At 65.6% G+C, this 23,838-nt stretch carries 17 protein-coding genes and 1 pseudogene; 13 read left to right on the forward strand and 5 right to left on the reverse strand.

Translation table 11 applies throughout. The features are described 5' to 3' along the window. The first annotated feature begins 183 nt into the window (after positions 1 to 183). Entirely contained in the window at positions 184 to 1,920 is a 1,737-nt protein-coding gene (locus ASG39_RS00475; RefSeq protein ID WP_062591786.1) for a PAS domain-containing methyl-accepting chemotaxis protein, read from the forward strand. Between the two features lie 59 nt (positions 1,921 to 1,979). Here the strand turns inward: ASG39_RS00475 and ASG39_RS00480 are convergent, their stop codons facing one another. Together ASG39_RS00480 and ASG39_RS00485 are read right to left on the reverse strand one after the other, a co-directional pair. After that, on the reverse strand, positions 1,980 to 2,459 hold the full coding sequence (locus ASG39_RS00480; RefSeq protein ID WP_062591791.1) for a MaoC family dehydratase: 480 nt from the start codon (positions 2,457 to 2,459) through the stop codon (positions 1,980 to 1,982). 142 nt (positions 2,460 to 2,601) lie between these two features. Continuing rightward, positions 2,602 to 3,662: pseudogene (locus tag ASG39_RS00485) on the reverse strand (SDR family oxidoreductase). A gap of 219 nt (positions 3,663 to 3,881) precedes the next feature. On the opposite strand from ASG39_RS00485, the gene ASG39_RS00490 reads away from it, so the two are divergent. Next, entirely contained in the window at positions 3,882 to 5,579 is a 1,698-nt protein-coding gene (locus ASG39_RS00490) for an FAD/NAD(P)-binding protein (protein WP_062591796.1), read from the forward strand. Between the two features lie 21 nt (positions 5,580 to 5,600). Here the strand turns inward: ASG39_RS00490 and ASG39_RS00495 are convergent, their stop codons facing one another. Continuing rightward, positions 5,601 to 6,365 (reverse strand): MOSC domain-containing protein, encoded by a 765-nt coding sequence (locus ASG39_RS00495; protein ID WP_062591801.1) that lies wholly within the window; start codon positions 6,363 to 6,365, stop codon positions 5,601 to 5,603. A 311-nt stretch (positions 6,366 to 6,676) separates the two neighbouring features. Between ASG39_RS00495 and ASG39_RS00500 the strand changes: the two genes are divergently transcribed. Next, a complete protein-coding gene (locus ASG39_RS00500; protein WP_062591802.1) occupies positions 6,677 to 8,782 on the forward strand; it encodes an EAL domain-containing protein in 2,106 nt (701 codons plus the stop codon). On the opposite strand, the gene ASG39_RS00505 is transcribed toward ASG39_RS00500, so the two are convergent. Continuing rightward, a complete protein-coding gene (locus ASG39_RS00505) occupies positions 8,746 to 9,636 on the reverse strand; it encodes an SMP-30/gluconolactonase/LRE family protein (RefSeq protein ID WP_062591803.1) in 891 nt (296 codons plus the stop codon). The genes ASG39_RS00500 and ASG39_RS00505 overlap by 37 nt on opposite strands. 96 nt (positions 9,637 to 9,732) lie before the next feature. Here ASG39_RS00505 and ASG39_RS00510 point away from each other — a divergent pair, with 96 nt between their 5' ends. The 10 genes from ASG39_RS00510 (at position 9,733) to ASG39_RS00560 (ending at position 22,793) form a co-directional block, all read left to right on the forward strand. Then, positions 9,733 to 10,176 (forward strand): ester cyclase, encoded by a 444-nt coding sequence (locus ASG39_RS00510; protein WP_062591804.1) that lies wholly within the window; start codon positions 9,733 to 9,735, stop codon positions 10,174 to 10,176. Then, on the forward strand, positions 10,173 to 10,928 hold the full coding sequence (locus ASG39_RS00515) for an SDR family oxidoreductase (protein ID WP_062591808.1): 756 nt from the start codon (positions 10,173 to 10,175) through the stop codon (positions 10,926 to 10,928). Before ASG39_RS00510 ends, ASG39_RS00515 begins: the two co-directional genes overlap by 4 nt. A 141-nt stretch (positions 10,929 to 11,069) precedes the next feature. Beyond that, on the forward strand, positions 11,070 to 12,347 hold the full coding sequence (locus tag ASG39_RS00520; protein WP_062591809.1) for an efflux RND transporter periplasmic adaptor subunit: 1,278 nt from the start codon (positions 11,070 to 11,072) through the stop codon (positions 12,345 to 12,347). A gap of 9 nt (positions 12,348 to 12,356) precedes the next feature. After that, positions 12,357 to 15,494 carry an efflux RND transporter permease subunit gene (locus ASG39_RS00525; protein ID WP_062591810.1) on the forward strand — a complete coding sequence of 1,046 codons (3,138 nt, stop codon included), beginning with the start codon at positions 12,357 to 12,359 and terminating at the stop codon, positions 15,492 to 15,494. A gap of 274 nt (positions 15,495 to 15,768) precedes the next feature. Beyond that, positions 15,769 to 17,292 carry an ABC transporter substrate-binding protein gene (locus tag ASG39_RS00530; protein WP_062591811.1) on the forward strand — a complete coding sequence of 508 codons (1,524 nt, stop codon included), beginning with the start codon at positions 15,769 to 15,771 and terminating at the stop codon, positions 17,290 to 17,292. Between the two features lie 298 nt (positions 17,293 to 17,590). Continuing rightward, positions 17,591 to 18,538 carry an ABC transporter permease gene (locus tag ASG39_RS00540; protein WP_062591812.1) on the forward strand — a complete coding sequence of 316 codons (948 nt, stop codon included), beginning with the start codon at positions 17,591 to 17,593 and terminating at the stop codon, positions 18,536 to 18,538. Next, complete coding sequence (locus ASG39_RS00545; protein ID WP_082476804.1) at positions 18,535 to 19,413, forward strand: ABC transporter permease; 879 nt, start codon at positions 18,535 to 18,537, stop codon at positions 19,411 to 19,413. Before ASG39_RS00540 ends, ASG39_RS00545 begins: the two co-directional genes overlap by 4 nt. Then, positions 19,413 to 20,393, forward strand: a complete 981-nt coding sequence (locus tag ASG39_RS00550) for an ABC transporter ATP-binding protein (RefSeq protein ID WP_062591813.1) — start codon at positions 19,413 to 19,415, stop codon at positions 20,391 to 20,393. The genes ASG39_RS00545 and ASG39_RS00550 overlap by 1 nt, the downstream gene beginning before the upstream one ends. Then, positions 20,390 to 21,394 carry an oligopeptide/dipeptide ABC transporter ATP-binding protein gene (locus ASG39_RS00555; RefSeq protein ID WP_062591814.1) on the forward strand — a complete coding sequence of 335 codons (1,005 nt, stop codon included), beginning with the start codon at positions 20,390 to 20,392 and terminating at the stop codon, positions 21,392 to 21,394. The genes ASG39_RS00550 and ASG39_RS00555 overlap by 4 nt, the downstream gene beginning before the upstream one ends. A 10-nt stretch (positions 21,395 to 21,404) precedes the next feature. Further along, a complete protein-coding gene (locus ASG39_RS00560; RefSeq protein WP_062591817.1) occupies positions 21,405 to 22,793 on the forward strand; it encodes an amidase in 1,389 nt (462 codons plus the stop codon). Positions 22,794 to 22,798: 5 nt separating this feature from the next. On the opposite strand, the gene ASG39_RS00565 is transcribed toward ASG39_RS00560, so the two are convergent. Next, positions 22,799 to 23,617, reverse strand: a complete 819-nt coding sequence (locus ASG39_RS00565) for an inositol monophosphatase family protein (protein WP_062591819.1) — start codon at positions 23,615 to 23,617, stop codon at positions 22,799 to 22,801. Positions 23,618 to 23,838 lie beyond the last annotated feature (221 nt).

Below are 23,838 nucleotides of genomic sequence, written 5' to 3' on the forward strand. Positions count from 1 at the left end.
ATTGAAAGAAAACTGCGAATGAAACGGGCAAATGCGAAAATCTTGCTCTTTCCACCGGCACAATGGGGCGGCAGGTAGCGAAGTTTCCCTATTCCGCTATGTTAGGCAAAGCTTTCTTTACGAATATGTCGGATTTTGACAATTCACCGCGCCGGTTTGGCCGGCAGCACTTCGGAGAAGCCCATGCGTCCCCTGTCCCAGTCTCTCGGCTTCGATGCCAAGTCGGTTCTTCATGCCATCAGCCAGTCGCAGGCGATCATCGAGTTCGACCTGACGGGCCGGATTCTGAGCGCGAACGACAATTTCTGCCAGGCGCTGGGCTATGGCCTCTCCGAGATCGTCGGCCGCCATCACAGCATGTTCGTCTCCCCGGAGGAAGCCGCATCCGCCGCGTATCGGGACTTCTGGGCCGCGCTTGCCGGCGGAATGTTCCAGCGGCAGCAATACAAGCGCCTGGCCAAAGGCGGCCGCGAGGTCTGGATCGAGGCGTCGTACAATCCGGTCAAGCGGAACGGCAGGCCCTACAAGGTGGTGAAGATCGCGACCGAGATCACGGCATCCAAGATACAGAGTGCGGAAGATGGCGGCAAGCTCATGGCGCTGTCGCGGGCGCAGGCCATCATCGAATTCACGCCGCAGGGCGAGATCCTGCGCGCGAACGACAATTTCCTATCCGCCCTCGGCTATGACCTGTCCGAGATCGCGGGGCGGCATCACGCGATGTTCTGCGATCCGGCCTATGCCGCATCGCCCGAATACAAGGCGTTCTGGGAGGACCTGCGCCGCGGCACCTTCGTGACGGACCAGTTCCTGCGCATCGGCAAGGGTGGCAAGCGGGTCTTCATTCAGGCCTCCTACAATCCGATCTTCGACGATGCCGGACGGGTCTTCAAGGTGGTGAAGTTCGCGATCGACGTCACGGACCGCATGCATGCCGTCGAGGAACTCGGCGCGGCGCTGGAGCGCCTGTCCCAGTGCAATATCCGCATCACGCTCGACGAGCCCTTCGTCGGCGAGTTCGACAGCCTGCGCCGCGACTTCAACACGTCGATCGGCGAGTTCCAGAAGACGCTGACGAACGTCCTCGGCCAGACCCGCGCGCTGAACGACAGCAGCCAGGAGATGCGCCAGGCGGCCGAGAGCCTTGCCGAGCGGTCGCAGCAGCAGGCGGCGGCCCTGGAAGAGACGTCCGCCGCGCTGGACGAGGTAACGGCAACGGTGAACTCCTCGACCGAGAATACGCAGGAGACCCGCACGCTGGTGCAGAATGCGCGCGTTTCGACCGGTGCGTCGGCGGCAGTGGTCGAGGAAACGGTGACGGCCATGCAGCGGATCGAGCAGGCCTCGCGCGAGATCAGCCAGATCATCGGCGTGATCGACGAGATCGCCTTCCAGACCAATCTTCTCGCGCTGAATGCCGGCGTCGAGGCAGCCCGCGCCGGCGAGGCCGGCAAGGGTTTTGCGGTCGTCGCGCAGGAGGTTCGAGAGCTCGCCCAGCGCTCGGCCAAGGCGGCCAAGGAGATCAAGGTGCTGATCACCAATTCCGGCAAGGAGGTGCTGGAGGGCGTCCGTCTCGTCGGCAAGACCGGCGAGGCGCTCAAGGAGATCGACGTCTTCGTGCGCCGGATCGACCAGAACGTCGACGCGATCGCCACCGCGGCGAAGGAACAGTCGGTCGGCCTGCGCGAGATCAACAGGGCGGTCAACGATCTCGACCGGATGACGCAGGAAAATGCGGCCATGAGCGAGCGGACCACCGATATCAGCCGGGCGCTGGCCGACGGGGCCGACGCCCTGGCCGCGCTGGTGAGCGTGTTCAAGCTCAACCGACGCACCGCCCAGCGTGCGCTGGACGGATCGGACTCGTCGCGTCATCCGCAGACGGAGGCAAGGCCCGGGCAGAGGAGCTTTGCCGCTTAAGGCGCGATGTCGCCATTGGGCGGGGGCAGGACGTGCCATCCCGCTCCGGCGAAGAAAGCTTAGTTCGTTCCCATATTCGTCTCCGTCGCCGGGCGGAGGAAGACGAGGAGGCTTGCCGTCAGGGTTTGCACGACACCGCCATCCTGATTCAGCGTCCGGCTGTGCGTGACGACGGTGCCGCGGTCGGGCTTCGAGCGGGACGGGGTGATCTCGACGATCTCGCCTTCGACCCGCAGACGGTCGCCCGGGCGGGTCGGCAGTGGCCAGGCCAGCTCGCAGCGCGTGCCGATGAGGCCGCCGTCGAAGGGCAGGCTTTCCACGATGAGCCGCATGGTCAGCGCCGCGGTGTGCCAGCCGCTGGCGGCGAGACCACCGAACAGCGTCAACCGCGCGGCCGCGTCATCGAGATGGAAGGGCTGCGGATCGAACTGGCCGGCAAAGCTGCGGATCTCCTCTGCCGTGACCGCGACGGTCTCGCTCGTAAACGCCATGCCGATCGCGAGATCGTCCAGAAAGAGACGCGGTTTCTGCTCGTTCATGTCGGTCCTCCCAGACCTCCGCTATCCCTCCATCAGGGATTTCTCATGTTCTCCCTAGCAGCACCGGGCGGCGCGGACAATGCTCGACGCCCGGTGCTGCCCTGGTGCTGCCCTGGTGCTGTTTGTCGAGAGGTCTGCCCGTTCAGGGGATCAGGCGCTCGCTGCGCAAGTCGTCGAACAGGCTGACGAAGGCATCGTCCGTCGGCTGGTAGACGGTGAACCCCATGCGGCGGCTCTTCGACATGTCGGTCACGACCTCGATCGGCCGGCCGAGGTCGGCATCCGTGTGCCAGGGCGAAATCAGCCGGTCGATGTCGTGCTCCACGAGGTTCTCCCGCTCGGCGATCCTGCGCCAGATCGCCGCGTCATCGGCCATCTGCGTCTCCAGCGGTTGGACCGTGCCGTCGAACGGCGCAGCCTCGATGCCGAAGGAGCCGGCGATGCGCTGCCACATCCAGCTCCAGCGGAAGACGTCGCCGTTGACGACGTTGAAGGCCTCGTTAGCCGCTTCCGGCGTCGTGGAGGCCAGAGCATGTGGCGGGCGAGCACGGTCGCGCTCGTCATGTCGGTCAGGCCGTTCCACTGGGTTTCCACGCCCGGGAAGCGGAACGGGCGGCCGGTCTCGCGGCAGATCGCGGCGTAGACGGCGAGCGTCGTTCCCATGTTCATCGCATTGCCGACCGCCTTGCCGATGATGGTGTGGGGGCGGTGGACGCTCCAGTCGAAGCCGTCGCGGCCGGCGGCCGAAAACACCTCGTCCTCCTGCGCATAATAGAAATTCTCGATATCGAGCCGGTCCTGCTCCTCGCGAAACGGCGTCTGCGGCAGCGTGCCTTTTCCATAGGCCTCGAACGGCCCGAGATAGTGCTTGAGCCCGGTGACGAGCGCGACGTGGCGCACGCTTTTTGCCGGCCGCACGGCATCGAGGAGGTTGCGCACCATGGCCGCGTTCACCCGGATGTTCTCGGCCTCCGTCGGCTGGCGCAGCCAGCTGGCGATGAAGACATGGGTCGGGGCGACATCGGCCAGAGCAGCAGCCAGCGAGGCCGCATCTAGAAGATCGGCGGCGAGCGGCGTGACGTTCTGCTGGCGGCCGGGTTTGCGGGCGAGCCCGGTGACCGTCCAGCCGGCCTCGGCCAGGACCTTCGCCGTGGCGCTTCCGACCACGCCGCTGGCGCCTACGATCAAAGCCTTGTTTTGCATGTGCAGTCTCCTTGCGTTCACGCCGGAGATAGGCATCCCTTCCTTTCTGTCCACCCGCCCTATCTTGTGGAGGATGCGCACCGTACGGCAGCGCGCCGCCTCTTCTGGAACATTCCCTGCGGCGTCTGGTTAGCTGTCGTCCCGGACCTCGGCCGTGACATCGGGCCTCATCGCCCATCAGCCGTCCTTCCTCTGCAACCGTCGAGTTCCGGTGTTTTCATGACAATCAAAATTGCGATTATCGGGTCTGGGCCGACCGGCATCTACACGCTGCACGGCCTCGTCTCCTCCCTGCAGCCGCTCGACATCACGGTGTTCGAAAGCGAAGCCGATCCGGGCAAGGGGACGCCCTACCATCCCGATATCAACGACCAGGCGATGCTCGCCAATATCGCCAGCATCGAGCTGCCGCCGATCTACGAGACGCTCGTGACCTGGCTCCGCCGTCAGCCGGATGCGGAGCTCGAGCGCATGAACGTGACGCGCAGCGCCATCGCAGAACGTTCCTTCTATCCGCGCATCGTGCTCGGCGAGTTCTTCCAGGACCAGTTCCGTCAATGCGTGATCGAAGGCCGGAAGGCTGGGCATGTCATCGAGATCAAGGCGCTGCATCGGGTCGATGATATCGATCTTCACCCCGCCGACATCGCCGTTACCGCCACCGGTCCGGAGGGCGAAAAGCACTATGCTTTCGACCATGTGGTGATGGCGACGGGTCATGACTGGCCGGAGACGACCGAGACGCGCCCCGGCTATTTCATGTCGCCCTGGCCGGCACCGGTGCTGAAGACCATTCCGCCGGGCCGGGTCGGCATTCTCGGCACGTCGCTGAGTGCCATCGATGCACTGATCTCGGTCGCAACCGCCCATGGGGCGTTCTATCTCGATGCCGCCGGATCGCTCGAATATTTCCCGTCGCCCGGAACTGAGGCGTTCGCCGCCGCGCTGATGTCGCGCAAGGGCGTGCTGCCGGAAGCCGATTTCTATTGTCCCTATCCGTATCTGCCACTGTCGATCTGCACGCCGGAGGCGGTGGATGCGCTGGTTGCCAGCGGCCGAGGGGATCTGCTCGATCCGATCTTCGACCTTTTCCGTGCCGAATTGCTCGCGGCCGATCCGGCCTATGCCGCACGGATCGGACTGGGGATGCTGACGGTGGAGACGCTGGCGCCGGCCTATTTCGCAGACCGGGAGGGGGCCGACGCCTTCGTCTGGGCTGCGGCGAACCTTGCGGAAGCCGAGAAGAACGAGCTTGAACAGCACACGATCGGCTGGCGCTATGCGATCCTGCGGATGCATGAGGTCATCGCGCGGGCCGTGCCGCATTTCAACGAGGACGATCTGAAGCGCTTCCACAAGCACTTCAAGACCGTGTTCATCGACGACTACGCGACCGTGCCGCATCAGTCGATCCGGCGCTTGCTGGCGCTGCGGCGTGCCGGAAAGCTGGAGGTGCTTCGCCTCGGCCGAGACTCCGATATCGACAATGAGAGCGTCGAGCGCGGCGCCGTCGTTCTGTTCGACGGCCGCAGGGAGGTGTTCGATTCCTTCATCGATGCGACGGGGCAGCATACGCTTTCGGCCCGCGATATCCCGTTCCCGAGCCTCGTCCAGCACGGTTTCGTGCGCAAGGCGACGACGCCCGTTTCGTCCGTGCTGATCGATATGCCGGACACGCCGGCCGTGGTGCGCACGGGAGGGGTGGATCTCGACGATGTCTTCCGTCCGATCCTGGAGGCGCCTGTCAACCGCAACCTCTACTGCGTGTCGATCGCCTTCCTGCTGCACAAGCTGCCCTTCATTCAGGGCATCACCAGCGCCCACGAACTCGGTGGCATCGTCTCCACGGCGATCCTCAGTGACGTGAACGGCGAACGGTCGGGCGGCCTGATCGGGTTCGATATGAACGCGGCGTAGCGCGTCGACCGCGGACACGGCTCACGGGTCGATCCACACCTCGTCGCCGAGGGTCACGCGACCGGGGGCGGCGATGTCGGCATAGACGCCGAGATTGCGCCGGTTGCCGCGCAGGATATGGCGCAGGACGTCCGGCTGTTCCGGCAGGCCGGGTTGGGAGACGAGCGTCATGCCGCACCGCTTCGTGCCTTCGCTCACGCGGATCTCCAGCGTGCCGATGACGACGCGGCGTCCGATCCAGTCGTTCTCCACGAAACCCGGTTCGGTCTCGGTGTCGATCAGGAGATCCGGCCGGAACCGGCGTGCGTCCAGCGCCAAGGCGGGATCGCCGGCGCGAATGGCGTCGATCGAGGCGGTGGTGAGGATGTGGAGCGGGCTTGCCGTGTAGCGCGGCGCGATGACGGGCCAGCTTCGGCCTGTGCCCCGCGTTTCCGCGAGACCGACGGGAAAGCCGAAATGGTCGGACAGGCGCTCGTCCATGTCCGGCGCGTCGGCCGCCAGAAACGCGCCGTCGGGAAAACCGATTTCCGCCATGCCGTCCGGCCGCAGGCGCGAGACGAGGTGGAGGGCCTTGCGCCAGCGCGGGCTCGATTCCGGTGCCGCAGGCTCGCGGGTTTCCGGATCGAAGATCAGGAAGGCGCGATTGGCGGCAACGCCACCGGTCGGATAGTCGAGGCCGCCCGACTCATCGTCCGCCACCGCGATGTCGAGACAGTCCATACGCTCCCCGCCGAGCGAACTGACGGGATAGCGCCAGAGTTCGGCGATACGTCCAACGAAATGCAAAGGATGCGGTCTCCCGGCCATGGTGAGGGATGCAGAGCGAGCAAGATCTGCCGATGCCTCCATCGAGGGAATGCGCCCGGCTGCCGCAGGTTCCCATGCGAAGCGGAGAAGCTTGCCAGGGCGATCGGGGATGATGTTTTTTCGTCCTGACCGCCGTTTCTTGATGAGGCAGAGATCGCTTTTGGAAGTCTTTTCTAATATTATGCACAAAATTGCGGCGTCTGCTCAATCCTTGGACTTTCTATCATTCTGTATTCATTCAGCTTTCACTGATAGTTCTATCGTTTGACCACAAGGTTCGGGACATCTCGATGGTAAGCGTTCTGGGAGCATCTGCGCGACTGCCTGTGGAGACGGATGACTTTCGCATGTTGTTTCAGACACATCCTTCGCCGATGTGGATCTACGACCCGCGCACCTACCGGTTTCTCACCGTCAACGACGCGGCGGTCGCGCTCTACGGTTACGGCCGGCAGGCCTATGACCGGATGACCGTTCTCGACATCCGTCCCCCGTGGGAGCGCCAGCGGATGATCGAAGCCGTCACGGCGCGCAGCGACGTCGACCGGGCCGAACGGTGGACGCATCTGAAGGCCGACGGAACGGCGCTCGACGTGCTGACCTATGGCCGCGAATTGCAGTTCGAAGGACGGCAGGCGATCCTCGCCATCGTCCAGGACCGCACGGAGGTGAATGCCGCCCGCCAGAAGACCGACGAAACGCGGACCCTGCTCGACAGCATCATCGAGAACCTGCCGGTTGCGGTCTTCGTCAAGGACATGGCGGATGACGGGCGATACGTGCTCTTCAATGCGGCCTGCAGCGCCGCATTCGGCACGCCGCCCGAAGAGATCGCCGGGAAAACCGACCGCAGCATCTTTCCCGCGCGCCAGGTGGAGCTGTTTCGCGACCAGGACCGCCGGGCTTTCGAGACGGAGGGAACGCTGACCTTCGAGGAGACCATCGAGGATCTCGCCGGCACCACGCGCATTCTGCACACCGCCAAGCGCACCTTGCCCGCCAGCAACGGAGAGCGGCTCCGCTACGTGCTCGGCATTTCCCAGGATGTGACCGAAGAGCGCAAGATCGAAGCCCGGCTTGCCTTCATGGCGATGCACGATTCCCTGAGCGGCCTTGCGAACCGGGCCCATTTCAGCGATCACATCCGGCGTGCAGCCCGCCTTGCGACGGCGGACGCGCCGGTGGCGCTGCTTTATCTCGATATCGATCATTTCAAGAACATCAACGACAGCCGGGGACATGCCGCAGGCGATGCCCTGCTGTGCCAGGTCGCCGACCGATTGCTGTCCATCGTGCGGGCGGGCGATTTCGTGGCGCGGCTCGGCGGTGACGAGTTTGCCATCGTGCTGCAGCTTCAGGATGGCCGCTCGGCGGAGGAGGTGGCCGACCGGCTGCTTGCGGAGCTTCGTCGGCCGTTCGACCTCGACGGCATCGCCGAGCACGTCAGCTGCAGCATCGGTATCGCCTGCGCGCCGGATCACTCGACCGACGACGACGGACTGATGCGGGATGCCGATCTCGCGCTCTATGCGGCCAAGGAAGGCGGGCGCTCGACCTCCTGTGTCTATCGTCCCGAAATGCGGCTGAGAGCCGAGCGGCGTCACGAGATGACGCTGGCGCTGCACCACGCGCTGGAGGAGGGGCAGTTCGAGCTTTACTACCAGCCGATCTACCGGATGGAGGGGACAGAGCTTGCCGGTTTCGAGGCGCTGATCCGCTGGAACCATCCGGAGCGTGGACTGGTCGCGCCGCTCGACTTCATTCCCGTGGCCGAGGAAACCGGGCTGATCGTGCCGATCGGCGAATGGGTGCTGAACGAGGCGTGCCGCACGGCCGCGCTCTGGCCGGCCCATCTGCGGGTTGCGGTCAATCTTTCCGTCTCGCAGTTTCGCGATGCCTCCTTGCTGGAGACGATGCGCGGGGCGATCGACACCAGCGGCCTTGCGCCCGAACGACTGGAAATCGAGATCACGGAATCGGTGTTTCTGTCCGACGTCGGGCAAAGCCTGCCGCTCCTGCGCGCGATGAAGGCGCTCGGGTTGCGCATCGCCATCGACGATTTCGGCACCGGCTATTCCTCGCTTTCCTATCTGCGCGCTTTCGCCTTCGACAAGATCAAGCTCGACCAGAGCTTCGTGTCGAGCATCGAGACGGATGCCGGCAGCCTTGCCATCATCCGCGCCGTCGTCGGCATCGGCTCCGGCTTCAACGCCACGACGCTGGCCGAGGGTGTGGAGAGCGAAGAGCAGCTGCAGGCGCTCCGCCGCGAAGGATTCGGCGAAGTGCAGGGCTATTTTCTCGGCCGTCCCCGCCCGCGCGGCGAGACCGAGGCGGTGATCCGGGCATCTGAGATGGATCGTCAGAGCGCGCCGTTGCGGTTGAGAGCGACGACGTAGAGGCTTGTCGTCGCCGTGATGAACAGGCGATGGCGCTCGCGGCCGCCGAAGCAGAGATTGGACGCCCGCTCCGGCAGGAGGATGCGGCCCATCAAATGCCCGTCCGGCGCGATGCAGTGTACGCCGTCGCCGGCGGACGACCAGACATTGCCCTCGCTGTCGAGCCGGATGCCGTCCGCAGCGCCCGGCGAAATGACATGGAAGACCGCGCCGCCCGAGAGCCGGCCGTCCTCGGCGACATCGAAGACGCGGATATGGCAGGGGTCGTCGCTGTGCGGCAGGCCGGTATCGGCGACGTAGAGCCGGCGTTCGTCCGGGCTGAAGGCCAGGCCGTTCGGCGAGCGAAAATCGGTGAGCATCGCGCGGATCTCGCCCGAGGGATCGACCCGGTAGACGTTGCAGGGCAGTTCCTGCGCGCTGCGGTGGCCCTCGTAATCGCTGAAGATGCCGTAGATCGGATCGGTGAACCAGATGCCACCGTCGGAGGCGACGATGACGTCGTTCGGGGAGTTCAGGCGCTTTCCTTCGAACCGGTCGGCGATGACGGTGATCCCGCCGTCATATTCCGTTCGCGTCACCCGGCGCGTCCCGTGTTCGCAGGTGATCAGGCGGCCTTGGCGGTCGCGCGTCTGGCCGTTGGAGAAATTCGACGGCGCGCGGAAGGTGGACAGGCCGCCATCCGGCGACCAGCGCAGGATGCGGTCGTTGGGGATATCGGAAAACAGCAGGCAATTGAGGTCGCCGAACCAGACCGGGCCCTCGACCCAGTCGAAGCCGGTTGCCAGCTGCTTCACCGGCCCATTGCCGAAGACATAGGTCGAAAACACGGGATCGATGGCTTCGAAAAACGACATGGTGCTCTAACTCCTCTCGCGCAAGCGCTCTCGCCGCGCCCCTCCGGGGCTCTCCCGACCGCGCTCCCTCTCATCTGGGACATAGCGGAGATTGCCATGACGGGCACTGATCTTTCGAGACTGTATCGCGACTATATCGACTGTCTCAACCGTCAGGACTGGAACGCGCTGTCGCAGTTCGTCGGCGAGGACGTCCGGCACAATGGCCGGCCGCTCGGCCTTGCCGGTTACAGGGCGATGCTGGAGACGGATTTTCGGGAGATCCCGGATCTCGCCTTCCGGATCGTCCAGCTGGTCGCCGATCCCCCCGTCATCGCCAGCCGGCTTGCGTTCGACTGCACGCCGATCGGCGCTTTCCTGGGGCTGCCGGTGAACGGTCGGACCGTCCGGTTCACGGAACATGTCTTCTATGCCTATTGCGCCGGCCGGATCGCGGAGGTCTGGTCGGTGATCGACACGGCGGCGATTGAGGCGCAGCTTTCCTCCGCTCCGGAAACAGTCCGGTCGCGTTCGACCCATGAGACGGAGATCCCGTCATGAGCCTTGCCCTTTTCGATCTCACCGGACGTCGCGCGCTGGTCACGGGGTCTTCGCAAGGCATCGGGCTGGCGCTTGCGCGGGGGCTGCAGGCCGCCGGTGCGCAGGTTGTGCTCAACGGGCGCGATGCGGCAAAGCTGAAGGCTGCGGCTGCGGCCGTGCCAAAAGCCCTCAGCCTCGTCTTCGACGCGACCGATCACCATGCGGTGCGGGCGGCCATCGATGGGTTCGAGGCAGAGGTCGGGCCGATCGACATTCTCGTCAACAATGCCGGCATGCAGCATCGGGCGCCGCTCGAAGACTTTCCGCCGGAGGCCTTCGAGCGATTGCTGCAGACGAATATCGCCAGTGTCTTCCATGTGGGGCAGGCGGTGGCGCGGCATATGATCGCGCGTGGCGCCGGCAAGATCGTCAATATCGCCAGCGTGCAGAGCGCGCTCGCACGTCCCTCGATCGCGCCCTACACGGCGACGAAGGGTGCCGTGGCGAACCTCACCAAGGGCATGGCGACGGACTGGGCGCGCTACGGGCTCCAGTGCAATGCGATCGCGCCCGGCTATTTCGAGACGCCGCTGAACGCAGCCCTGGTCGCGGACCCGGACTTCTCGGCCTGGCTCGGCAAGCGCACGCCGGCCGGGCGATGGGGGCAGGTGAACGAACTGGTCGGCGCCTGCGTGTTCCTGTCATCCGCCGCATCCTCTTTCGTCAACGGCCATGTCCTCTATGTCGATGGTGGCATCACCGCCTCGCTCTGAGACCTTGAGGCTGCGTGTTGGACGCGCCAAAACGCCTCAATCGAAAAAATATCAGGATCTGCTGAAGATTGCCGCAATCATGGGGATGTCTGGCGTGGGGTTCGGCCTATGTCCGTTCCGTCGCCTCCGGAGATTTCCCACGTGTCCCATATCCGCCATGTCCTGCCCGCGGTCCTGTTCGGTGCGCTTTTCGCCCTTGCCGGGTGCAACGAGAAGACCGAGCAGAAGCCTGCGAACGCGCCGGCGGTGAAGCCCGAGGTCAGCGTTATGACGCTGCACCCGACCTCCGTCGCCATTACGGCGCTTCTGCCGGGACGCACGGCCGCATCGCTGATCGCCGAAGTCCGGCCGCAGGTCGGCGGGATCGTGCGCAAGCGCAATTTCCAGGAGGGCGGATCGGTCAAGGAAGGCGATGTGCTTTACGAGATCGACCCCGCGACCTATCAGGCGGCCTATGACAGCGCGGTCGCGGCCGTCGCCAAGGCGAACGGCGCGGTGCCGAGCGCGCAGGCGAAGGTCGATCGCTACAAGGGCCTCAGCCGCAGCGACGCGGTGAGCCAGCAGGATCTCGACGAGGCGCAGGGCGCCCTGGCGCAGGCCAATGCCGATGTCGCCTCGGCGAAGGCGGCGCTCGAGACGGCCCGCATCAACCTCGATTATACCAAGATCCGTGCGCCGATCGGCGGTCGCGTCGGGGCGTCCACCGTCACGGTCGGGGCGCTGGTGACCGCCGACCAGACGACGTCACTGACCACGATCCGCCAGATCGACCCGATCAATGTCGATGTGACCCAATCGAGCGCCAACCTCCTGAAGTTGCGGCGCGCCATCGAGGACGGGCGCCTGAAGACGACGGGCGCCAATGTCAGCGTCAAGCTGAAGCTGGAGGACGGCTCCGACTATGACCGGACCGGCCGGATCGAGTTTCTCGATGCCGCGGTCGAGGAAACCACGGGCTCGGTCACCGTCAGGGCGGAGTTTCCCAATCCCCAGCAACTGCTCCTGCCGGGCGTCTATGTCCGCGCCATGATTCAGGAGGGCATCCGTCAGAACAGCTATCTGGTGCCGCAGCGCGCCGTCTCGCGCAACACCAAGGGCGAGGCAACGGCCTTGTTCGTCTCCCCGGAGGGAAAGGTGGAGCAGCGCGTGCTGACGGTCGATCGCAGCATCGGCAATAGCTGGCTGGTCGCCGAGGGCATCAAGGACGGCGAGAACGTCGTGGTCGAGGGGGGCCAGCGCGTGCGTGCCGGCCAGGACGTGACGACATCGAACGTCATCGTCAACGACGCCACCGGCGAACTCGAACAGGCCCAGCAGACCGGAGGGCCGGCACCCGTCAAGGCCGAGGCCGGTTCGACGGCCGCCGCGCCGGCGAAAGAGGCCTCCGCTGCTCCCGTCCTGCCTGCTGCAAAGAATTGAGGTCGGCCCATGTCGCGTTTCTTCATCGACAGGCCGATCTTCGCCTGGGTCATTTCTATCTGCATCATGCTGGCGGGCGTCCTCGCCATCACCACGCTGTCGATCTCGCAATATCCGCAGATCGCCCCGACATCGGTGCGGATCAGCGCCAATTATGCCGGGGCAGACGCGCAGACGGTCGAGAACTCGGTGACCAAGGTCATCGAGCAGGGCATGACCGGGATCGACAATCTCGACTATATGACCTCGACCTCGCAATCGACGGGTTCGGCGACGATCTCGCTCACCTTCACCAATGCCGCCGACCCGGATGTCGCGCAGATGCAGGTGCAGAACAAGCTCCAGCTCGTGGAATCGCAGCTGCCGCAAAGCGTGCAGTCGAGCGGCATCACGGTCGCCAAGGCCTCCACCGGCTTCCTGATGGTCGTCGCCCTAGTCTCCACCGATAACAGCCTCTCCTCGCTCGACCTGTCCGATTACATCGACAGCACGCTCAACGACACGATCAAGCGCGTGCCCGGCGTCGGCGACACGCGCATCTTCGGTTCCGGCTATGCGATGCGCATCTGGCTCGATCCCGCCAAGCTGGTGAAGTACAGCCTGATGGCGAGTGACGTTTCGAGCGCCATCGAGGCGCAGAACACGCAGGTTTCGGCCGGGCAGCTCGGCGGCCTGCCGCAGCGCCAGGGCCAGCAACTGAATGCGACCGTGACCGCCAAGAGCCGGCTGCAGACGCCCGAGCAGTTCGAGAACATCATTATCAAGAGCCTTCCCGACGGTTCGCTCGTCCGTCTGAACGACGTCGCCCGCGTCGAGCTCGGCGCCGAGAGCTACGACACGTCCGGCATGTACAATGGCAAGAACGCCTCCGGCCTCGGCATCTATCTCGCCGCCAACGCCAATGCGCTGGACACGGCAGAGGCCGTGACGACCGCCATCGACAATCTGCGCGAAACGCTGCCGCAGAATGTCGAGGTCGCCTATGCCAACGACACCACGCCCTTCGTCCGGCTGTCGATCAAGGATGTGATCAAGACGCTGATCGAGGCGATCGTGCTGGTCTTCGTGGTCATGCTGGTGTTTCTCCAAAGTCTTCGTGCCACGCTCATCCCGACGCTCGCGGTGCCCGTCGTCCTGCTCGGCACGTTCGGAGTGCTCTCCGCCTTCGGCTACTCGATCAATACGCTCACCATGTTCGCCATGGTGCTGGCCATCGGGCTTCTGGTCGACGATGCCATCGTCGTCGTCGAAAACGTCGAGCGCATCATGGAGGAGGAGGGGCTGGAGCCGCGCGAGGCGACCATCAAGTCCATGAACGAGATCACCGGCGCGCTGGTCGGCATCGCCACGGTGCTGTCGGCCGTCTTCATTCCGATGGCGTTCTTCTCCGGCTCGGTCGGCATCATCTATCGGCAGTTCTCGGTGACGATCGTCTCGGCCATGGTCCTGTCCGTCGTCGTGGCGCTGACGCTGACGCCGGCGCTGTGCGCGACCCTTTTGAAGAAGCCGAAGGAGGGGGCGAAGAAAAAGGGGCTTTCCGGAGTCTTCAACCGGGGTTTCGACCGCACGACCAATGGCTATCAGCGCAGCATTTCCGGCATGATCCGCCGACCGTTCGCCTTCCTCTTCGTGTTCTTCCTCATCATCGGCGCCGTCGTCTATCTCTTCAACCGGCTGCCGAGCTCGTTCCTGCCTGAAGAAGACCAGGGCATCCTCATCACCAGCGTCCAGCTGCCGCCGGGCGCCACGCAGGACCGCACCATCAAGGTCATGCGGCAGGTGACGGATTACTACCTCAATCAGGAGAAGGCCTATGTCGACGGCGTGTTCGGTGCTGCGGGCTTCGGCTTCGGCGGACAGGGACAGAATGTCGGCCTCACCTTCGTGCGGCTGAAGGGTTTCGATCAGCGGAGCGATCCCAATGGCAGCGCGTCCGCCATCGTCGCCCGGGCGCGAAAAGCCTTCTCGAAAATCCAGGACGGTTCCGTTACCGCGCTTGCGCCACCCGCCATTCCGGGCTTCGGCAACTCCGGCGGCTTCGACGTCTATCTCCAGGACATTAACGGCGAAGGGCATGAGGCGCTGATCGCGATGCGCAACAAGCTGCTGGCCGCGGCCGGTCAGAGCCCGCTCTTGCAGGGAACCCGGCCGAACGGGCAGGAGGACCAGACGCAGTATCAGGTGAACATCGACCAGGAAAAGGCAAGCGCTCTCAATCTCGGCCTGTCCGATATCGATACGACCTTGTCCACGGCCTGGGGCGGGAAATACATCAACGATTTCATCGATCGCGGACGGGTGAAGCCGGTCTATCTGCAAGGTGACCAGAATTTCCGCATGCAGCCGGAAGATTTCGACACCTGGTATGTCCGCAACTCCGACAATGGCATGGTGCCGTTCTCCGCCTTTGCGAGCGGCAGCTGGTCGTTCGGCTCGCCGCGTCTCGAGCGCTATAACGGCTCGTCCGCGGTGGAGATCCAGGGCTCGGCCGCACCCGGCGTCAGTTCCGGCGACGCCATGAACGTCATCGATACGATCATGGCGGAGCAGGGCGCGGGCTTTGCGCATGAATGGACCGGGCTCTCGGCGCAGGAGCGGCTGTCGGGCAGCCAGGCAACGCAACTGTACCTCATCTCCGGCCTCGTCGTGTTCCTCGCGCTCGCCGCGCTTTACGAGAGCTGGTCTATTCCCTTCGCCGTCATGCTCGCCGTGCCGATCGGCATATTCGGGGCGCTGTTTGCCGCCACTATCATGGGGGAATCCAACGACGTCTATTTCAAGGTCGGTCTTCTGACGACCATCGGGCTCGCGGCGAAGAATGCGATCCTGATCGTCGAATTCGCCATGGAGCAGCAGGCCCAGGGAAAGGATCTCGTCTCGGCGACGATGGAAGCGTCCCGCCAGCGCCTTCGACCGATCCTGATGACCTCGCTCGCCTTCATCCTCGGCGTCACGCCGCTGGCGATCGCGAGCGGCGCCGGATCGGGCGCGCAGAACTCGATCGGCATCGGCGTCATGGGCGGCATGATCGCGGCGACCTTTATCGGGATCTTCTTCATTCCGCTGCTGTTCGTCACCGTGCGCCGCATCTTCAAGGGCCGCCAGCCGAAGCCCGGCGCGGAAGCGCCGGTGCCGGCCGCGACGTAGGGTCCCGAGCCGCGCGTCGCGCGGGCGCGCCGCAGGGCATCGCGCGCGTTGGCGAAAAGCAGGAGGCTGGCCGCCAGCAGCAGCATGCCGGCGACGGACCGATAGATCAGTACGCGGGACATCCTGCCGCTGCGGCCCTGCACGAAGACGGAATGGCGCGAACATAAGCGCGGCGTGAATTGTGCAGTGCCGCATGATTTCCGTTGTGTCGTGCCGATCCGGATGCCACACTTCTGTCATGCTGGTTTCAGCAGGCATGAAACGAGGGACGAGCATGATGCCTTTCGACATGAGCCCCGCCCGGAGGATCCGCGCGATCCTTGCAAGTGCTGCCCTTTCCACGGCGTTGCTCTTTTCATCCCATGGCGCCTTTGCCGCCAGGACATCGCTCGTTCTCGGCATGACGATCGAGCCGCAGGGGCTCGATCCGACCGCGGCTGCACCCGTCGCCATCGGCCAAGTGACCTGGCAGAACGTGTTCGAGGGGCTGGTCGCCATCGACCGTGAGGGCAAGATCGTGCCGCAGCTCGCCAAGAGCTGGGAGATCTCGCCCGACGGGCTGACCTATACGTTCACGCTGCAGGAGGGTGTGACCTTCCATGATGGCGAGGCCTTCGACAGTTCGGTCGCCAAATTTTCGCTCGACCGCGCCCGTGGGCCGGATTCGACCAACGGGCAGAAGCGCTTCTTTGCCGCCATCGACACGATCGAAACGCCTGATAAGGCGACGCTGGTGCTGAAGCTGAAGAAACCTCAGGGAAGCCTGCTCTACTGGCTCGGCTGGCCGGCCTCGGTCATGGTCGGCACGAAAAGTGCGGCCGACGACAAGACAAAGCCTGTTGGCACCGGCCCCTTCACCTTCGTCAGCTGGACCAAGGGCGACCGCGTGGAGCTGGCCGCCAATCCGAACTACTGGAACAAGGCCGTCAAGGTTCGTCTGGAGACGGTGACCTTCCGCTTCATCGCCGACGCGCAGGCGCAGGCCGCGGCGGTGACCACCGGCGGCGTCGATGCCTTTCCCGAATTTGCCGCGCCCGAGCTGATGGACAACTTCAAGGACAATGCCGACCTCGTGACCGTGATCGGCAACACCGAGCTCAAGGTCGTCGCCGGCATGAACAATGCCCGCAAGCCCTTCAACGACAAGCGCGTGCGCCAGGCGCTAATGATGGCGATCGACCGGCAGACCGTGATCGATGGCGCCTGGTCCGGCCTCGGCACCGCGATCGGCAGCCACTACACCCCGAACGATCGGGCCTATGTCGATCTCACGGCGAAGCTCCCCTATGATGTCGAGAAGGCCAAGGCGCTTCTGGCGGAAGCAGGCTATCCCGATGGTTTCGCCTTCACGATCAAGACGCCGCAGATGGCCTATGCGCCGCGCAGCGCCGAGGTGATGCAGGCGATGCTGGCGGAAATCGGCGTGACCATGACCATCGAGCCGACCGAGTTTCCGGCAAAATGGGTGCAGGACGTGCTGAAGGGCGCCGATTACGACATGACCATCGTCGCCCATGCCGAGCCGATGGACATCGATATCTACGCCCGCGATCCCTACTACTTCAACTACAAGAACCCGGCCTTTTCCGAGATCATCAACAAGATCGAGGCGACGGCCGACCCGGCGGCGCAGGACGCGCTCTATCAGGATGCGCAGACGATTCTTGCCGAGGACGTTCCGGCCCTGTTCCTCTTCGTCATGCCCAAGCTCGGCGTGTGGAACGCCAAGCTCAAGGGTCTCTGGGAAAACGAGCCGATCCCGTCGAATGTGCTGAGCGAGGTTTACTGGGAGGAATGAAAGCGAGCAGTCCCTGTGTGATGGCCGCTGTGGAGGTGAGGGGGGCAAGTGCCAGGCGGACCGACGGCACGCTCCGACCTCCGCGGCAGCCCCTCACCCTAACCCTCTCCCCGCCTGCGGGGAGAGGGGACGCGTCGTGCGCTGCGATCCTGGATTCGGAGGGCGCTCAGCCCAGGTTCTTTCTCCCCGTCCGGATGGGAAAAAAGTGGCGGCAGCCGGATGAGGGGCCGGCCACGGGCCCTGCGGTTACGGCGGCGCTGAGGCTGTCATGTGACCGCGTCCGGTGTCGGAGCATCGCATGACCGGCCTGCTTCTCCGCCGCATCGCCAGCCTCGTCCTGACGCTTCTTGCCGTCTCCGCGCTGATCTTCCTCGTCATGGACGTGCTGCCGGGCGACCCCGCGGCGATCATGCTGGGGACGTCGGCGACGCCGGAGACGCTGGAGGCGTTGCGGCGGGAGCTCGGGCTCGATCAGCCGCTGGTGCTGCGCTATCTCTCCTGGCTCGCCGGTGTGGCGACCGGCGATCTCGGCATGTCCTATACCTACGGCGTGCCCGTGGCCGGGTTGATCGCCGAGCGGCTGGTGGTGACGCTGCCGCTGGCCTTCCTTGCCATCCTCCTGTCGGTTGCCATCGCCATTCCGCTCGGGGTCGCCTCGGCCGCCCGGCGCAATAGCGTGGTCGATACCGCGGTCGGCTTTCTGTCGCAGATGTTCATTGCCGTGCCCGGTTTCTGGGTGGGTCTGCTGCTGGTGCTGGTCTTCTCCGTCTCGTTCGGCTGGGTTCCCTCCGGCGGCTTTCCCGGCTGGCAGGCGGGGGTCCTGCCGGCGCTGGGCGCGCTGGTTCTGCCGGCCATCGCGCTGGCGCTGCCGCAGGCGGGCGTGCTGACCCGGGTCACGCGCTCGGCGGTGATCGAGGTGATGAACGAGGATTTCGTGCGCACCGCGCGCGCCAAGGGACTGCCCCGGCGCAAGGCGCTATGGCGGCATGCGGTGCCCAATGCGCTGGTGCCGGTTGTCACCATTCTCGGCCTGCAGTTCACCTTTCTGATCGCCGGCGCGGTGCTGGTCGAAAACGTCTTCAACCTGCCGGGCCTCGGACGTCTTGCCTTGCAGGCTTTGTCGCAGCGCGACATCATCGTGATGCAGGATGTCGTCCTGTTCTTCGCCGCGCTGGTCATCGTCATGAATTTCCTGGTCGATCTCTCCTATCTCGCGCTCGACCCGCGCCTGCGGGGTCGCACATGAGCGCGGTCGCACCGTCCGCGCCGCCGCGCCGGGGCAGGACTTTCGCCGCGGCCCTGCGGCGGGGGCTGGCGCATGGCAAGCTCTGGACCGGCGGTCTCGTGATCGGCTTCATCGGTGCGATCGCGCTTCTGTCGCTCGTCTGGACGCCGCTGCCGCCGGCCAAGCTGCAGATCGTGCAGAAGCTGAAACCGCCTTTGGCGCAGGGGCTGCTCGGAACCGATCACCTCGGGCGCGACGTCGCCTCGATGCTGATGGTCGGCGCCTGGAACTCGCTGTCGATCGCGGTGCTGGCGGTCGTCATGGGTGCGCTCGCCGGCACGCTTCTCGGCGTCGCGGTTGCGGCCCGGCGCGGCTGGTTCGAGGCGATCATGATGCGCGCGAACGATGTGATCTTCGCGGTTCCGCCCATTCTCTCGGCCATGATGCTCGGGGCGCTGCTCGGCACCGGCCGCCCCACCGCCATCATCGCCATCGCCGTGTTCATGGTGCCGGTCTTTGCCCGGGTGACGGCCAGCGCCGCGCTGCAGGTCTGGTCGCGGGATTATGTTCAGGCCGCGCGCGGGGCGGGCAAGGGCGGCATCCGGATCACGATCGATCATGTCCTGCCCAATATCGCCAACCAGATCATCGTGCAGGCGACGATCCAGCTCGGCCTTGCCATCCTGACCGAAGCAGGCCTCAGCTTCCTCGGTCTCGGAATGGCGCCCCCCGCGCCGACCTGGGGGCGGATGCTGGCCGATGCGCAGACCTATCTCGGCCGCGCGCCGTGGCTCGCCATCCTGCCGGGTCTGGCCATCGCGCTGACCGTGCTGGGCTTCAACATGCTCGGCGACGGCTTGCGCGATCTTCTCGATCCGCGCGAAAGGGGCCGCTGATGACGCAACCGTTGCTCCGGATCGAAAATCTCGCCATTTCCATCGATCGCCCCGACGGCGCACGGCAGCCGATCGTCACCGATATCTCCCTGACGCTGGAGGCCGGGGAAACGCTCGGCATCGTCGGGGAGAGCGGGTCGGGAAAATCGCTTCTGGCGCTTGCCGTGATGGGACTTCTTCCCCCGGTCGCGCGCCCGACGGGGCGCATCCTGCTGGAGGGGCGCGATCTCCTGGCCATGGACGACGAAACGCTCTGTTCCGTGCGGGGCCGCCGCGTCGGCCTGATCTTTCAGGAACCGCTGACGGCACTCAATCCGGCGATGACGGTCGGCGACCAGATCGCCGAGGGAATGGTCATCCAGGACGGGCTTTCCTGGCGCGCGGCGCGCCGGGAGGCGATCACGCTGCTCGACCGCGTGCGCATGCCGGAGGCCGCGCGTCTGTCGCGCTCCTATCCGCATGCGCTGTCCGGCGGTCAGCGGCAGCGGGTCGGCATCGCCATCGCGCTCGCCATGAAGCCCGCCCTCATGATCGCGGACGAGCCGACGACGGCGCTCGACGTCACGGTGCAGGCCGAGGTCCTCGACATCCTCGACGATCTGACGCGCGATGCCGGCATGGCGCTCATCCTCGTCAGCCACGATCTCGGCGTCATCGCCCGCATGTGCGCGCGCACCCTCGTTCTCTATGCCGGCCGGCGTCTGGAAGAGGGGCTGACGCGCGACGTGCTGACGATGCCGCTCAACCCCTACACGCGCGGCCTGCTGCGGGCCGTCCCCCGGCGCCAGCCCCAGGATGGGCGGCTGCAGACGATCCCCGGCACCGTGCCGTCCTTTGCCGCCCTTCCGCCCGGCTGCGTCTTTTCCGACCGCTGTCCCGAACGCATCGACGCCTGCCACGCGGCAGAGCCCCGCTGGACATATCCGGTGCCCGGCCGCGGCGTCCGCTGCATCCGCGCGCCCGGGGAGGCGATGCCATGATCGAGCCACCGCTTGTCGATATCCGTCATCTGTCGCGGGATTATGCCAGCGGCGGGCTCTTCGCCGGCAGGCATGTGACCCGTGCGCTCACCGATGTCAGCATGACGGTTCATCGCGGAACGATCCATGGGATCGTCGGCGAGTCCGGCTGTGGGAAATCGACGCTGGCGCGCCTCGTCATGGCGCTCGACCGGCCGACATCCGGCAGCGTCCTGTTCGAGGGCGAGGACCTGTTCGGCGTCTCGGCGCGCGAACTGAAGCGCAAGCGGCGCGATTTCCAGATGGTGTTCCAGGATCCGTTCGGCTCGCTCGATCCGCGCCAGACGGTCGGTCGCATCGTGGCCGAGCCGCTGCACGTGCTGGACGGCAAGCCGGGGCGGGCCGAGCGGCGGGACAAAGTGGCGGCGATGCTTGAGGCGGTCGGCCTGTCGCCGGATCATGCGGCACGCTACCCGCATGCGTTTTCCGGCGGGCAGCGCCAGCGCATCGCCATCGCGCGGGCGCTGATCACCGAGCCGAAGCTGGTCGTGGCCGACGAGGCGGTGTCGGCGCTCGACCTGTCGGTGCAGGCGCAGGTGCTCAACCTGTTGATGGACCTGCGCGACCGGCGCGGCGTGACCGTGCTGTTCATCACGCACAATCTTGCGGTCGTGGATGCCGTGGCCGACCGGGTGGGCGTGATGTATCGCGGGCGCCTGGTGGAAAGCGGGCCGGCACAAGCCGTCTTCGCCCGCCCGCTGCACCCCTATACGCGGCTGCTCGCCGATGCCGAGCCGGACGTGACCCGTTTCGGCCGGCCGGACCGCCCGCCGCTCTCCGTTTCGGCACCGATCGATGTGGGTGTCGGCTGCAGTTTCCGCAATCGCTGTCCGCGGGCCGTCGCACGCTGCGCGACGGAGCGGCCGGAGCTGCGCAGCCTCGGTGACGAGCCGGACTTGCGCGACCGGCAGACCGCCTGTCACCGGGCGGAGGTGCTGCTGGACGCCGAGACTTCGGAATGATGGAGACGATATGACCGACCTTCTCGACGCCACCATTCCGCAATTGCGCGCCCGGTTTGCGAACCGCTCCCTGTCGCCGTCCGAATATTGGCAGGCGGTCGAGGCCCGCATCACGGCGTTCGAACCTTCGATCGCAGCGCTTTATGCCTATGATCTGGAGGCCGCGCGCGCCCAGGCCGCAGCCTCCACCGTGCGCTGGCAGAAGGGCGAGCCGCTCGGGCCGCTCGACGGCATCCCGGTGACGCTGAAGGAATTGATCGCCACCAAGGGGACCCCCGTGCCGCTCGGCACCGCGGCCACCATCCTGACGCCGGCTGCGGCGGACGCGCCGGTCGCCGCGCGGCTGCGGGAGGATGGCGCCGTCATCTTCGCCAAGACCACCTGTCCCGACTACGGCATGCTCTCTTCCGGCCTGTCGAGTTTCCACCCCTTGAGCCGCAATCCCTGGAACACGGCGATGAACCCCGGCGGATCGAGCGCCGGTGCGGCTGCGGCCGGTGCCGCCGGCTACGGGCCGCTGCACATCGGCACCGATATCGGCGGCTCGGTTCGCCTTCCCGCCGGCTGGACGGGGCTCTTCGGTTTCAAGCCCAGCAATGGCCGCATCCCGATCGATCCCTATTATGTCGGTCGCTGCGCCGGGCCGATGACGCGCACCGTGGAGGATGCGGCCTTTGCGATGGCCACGCTCTCGCGGCCCGACGGGCGGGATGCGACGAGCCTGCCGCCCGTCACCATCGACTGGATGGATCTCGACATCGACATCAAGGGCCTGCGGATCGGACTGATGCTCGATGCCGGCTGCGGTCTTGAGGCCGAGCCGGAGGTGAAGGCGGCGATCCTGGCCGGTGCCCGGCACTTCGAGGCGGCGGGCGCCGAGATCGTCGAGGTCGGACCCGTCCTGACGCGGGCGATGCTGGACGGTCTCGACCATTTCTGGCGGGCGAAATTCTGGGGCGACATCCGCGATCTCCCGCCCGAGCGCCGGGCGGCGATCCTTCCCTATATCTACGCCTGGGCCGAAAAGGGCGCCGATGTCAGCGGTGTGCAGGCCGTTGCGGGGTTCGGGCAGACGATGGAGATGCGCAAGGCCGCGGCCATCCTGTTCTCGACCGTGGATGCCGTGATCTCGCCCACCAATCCGATCGTCTCCTATCCTGCCGACTGGGCCTCGCCGACCAACGATCCGGAGCGGCCTTTCGAGCACATCGCCTTCACCGTGCCGTGGAACATGTCGGAGCAGCCGGCGGCTTCGATCAATGCGGGCTTCTCCGCCTCCGGCCTGCCGATCGGTCTGCAGATCGTGGGCCCACGCTTTGCGGACCTTGCGGTGCTCAAGCTTTCCAGACTGTTCGAGACGATGACCGGCGGCATCCGAAACTGGCCGCGCCCGAACTGAGCGGGCTATTCGGCGGCGACGATCACAGGGCGGTCGAGCGGAACTGCGATGTGCGGCCAGAGCGGCTCGGTATCGGCGATCAGGGCCGTCGTGCCGGCTGCGATCCAGGGGATGTCGGGGCCATTGCCGGTGTTGGGCCGCGTCCCGATGCGCACCTCCAGCCCGGCCTCACGCGCGATGACGGCGCCGCCGGCGATGTCCCACATCGTCGTGTACATCTGCAGATGGCCGTCATAGGTGCCGCGCGCGGCAAAGAGCAGGCCGATGGAGGTGGAGCGGATCGACTGGACGACCCAGCCGGCATGGCGCAGGCCGACCGTGAGGGCGGCGACCTCGTCGGCCTCGTTCGGCGAGGCGTTGCCGAGCGACATCACGCGCACATCTTCGAACGGCACGGTGCGGATGAAGGGCCGGCCGTTGCGCATCAGCCCGGTGCCGTCGGCCGCGGCATAGATCTCGCGGAACACCGGCATGGCGACGACGCCGAGATCGGGCCGGCCATGGGTGACGTGGCCGAGTGAGATGCCCCAGAGCGGCGAGCCGCGCAGGAAGTTCGCCGTCCCGTCGATCGGGTCGATGATCCAGTAGGCATCGCCGCCCACGCCGCCCATCTCCTCGCCGACCACGGCCTCGCCCGGAAACGCCTCCGCCAGCCGTTCGCGCACGAGGCGCTCGACGCTGGTGTCGGCTTCGGTGACGAAATCCTGAAAACCCTTGCTGCCCGTGGCGATCGTCGCGCGCGTCTCGAAGAAGCCGAGCGCCATCTCCATCGCCGCCTCGATCACGGCCACGGCCTTTTCAAGCCGGCTTTGCGTCGTCGTCATGCCGGATATCCCTCGAAGTTTCAGGTGATGCAACCCGTCGCCATCCATCGTCTCTATCGCGGGTTTTGTGCACTGCGCAAGAGGGCTCGCACGTTTGTTTCGACTCTTCTAATATTCCGACGCGCAAGCCTTGAAATGGCGCCGAAACGCATGATGCTGCCTTGGTCGACAAGACTGAATCTGTTAACTGCCGTTAACGGACGGTCGACGTCCGCCAAACC

The sequence above is a fragment of the Rhizobium sp. Leaf371 genome, from assembly GCF_001424045.1.
GTDB lineage: Bacteria > Pseudomonadota > Alphaproteobacteria > Rhizobiales > Rhizobiaceae > Ferranicluibacter.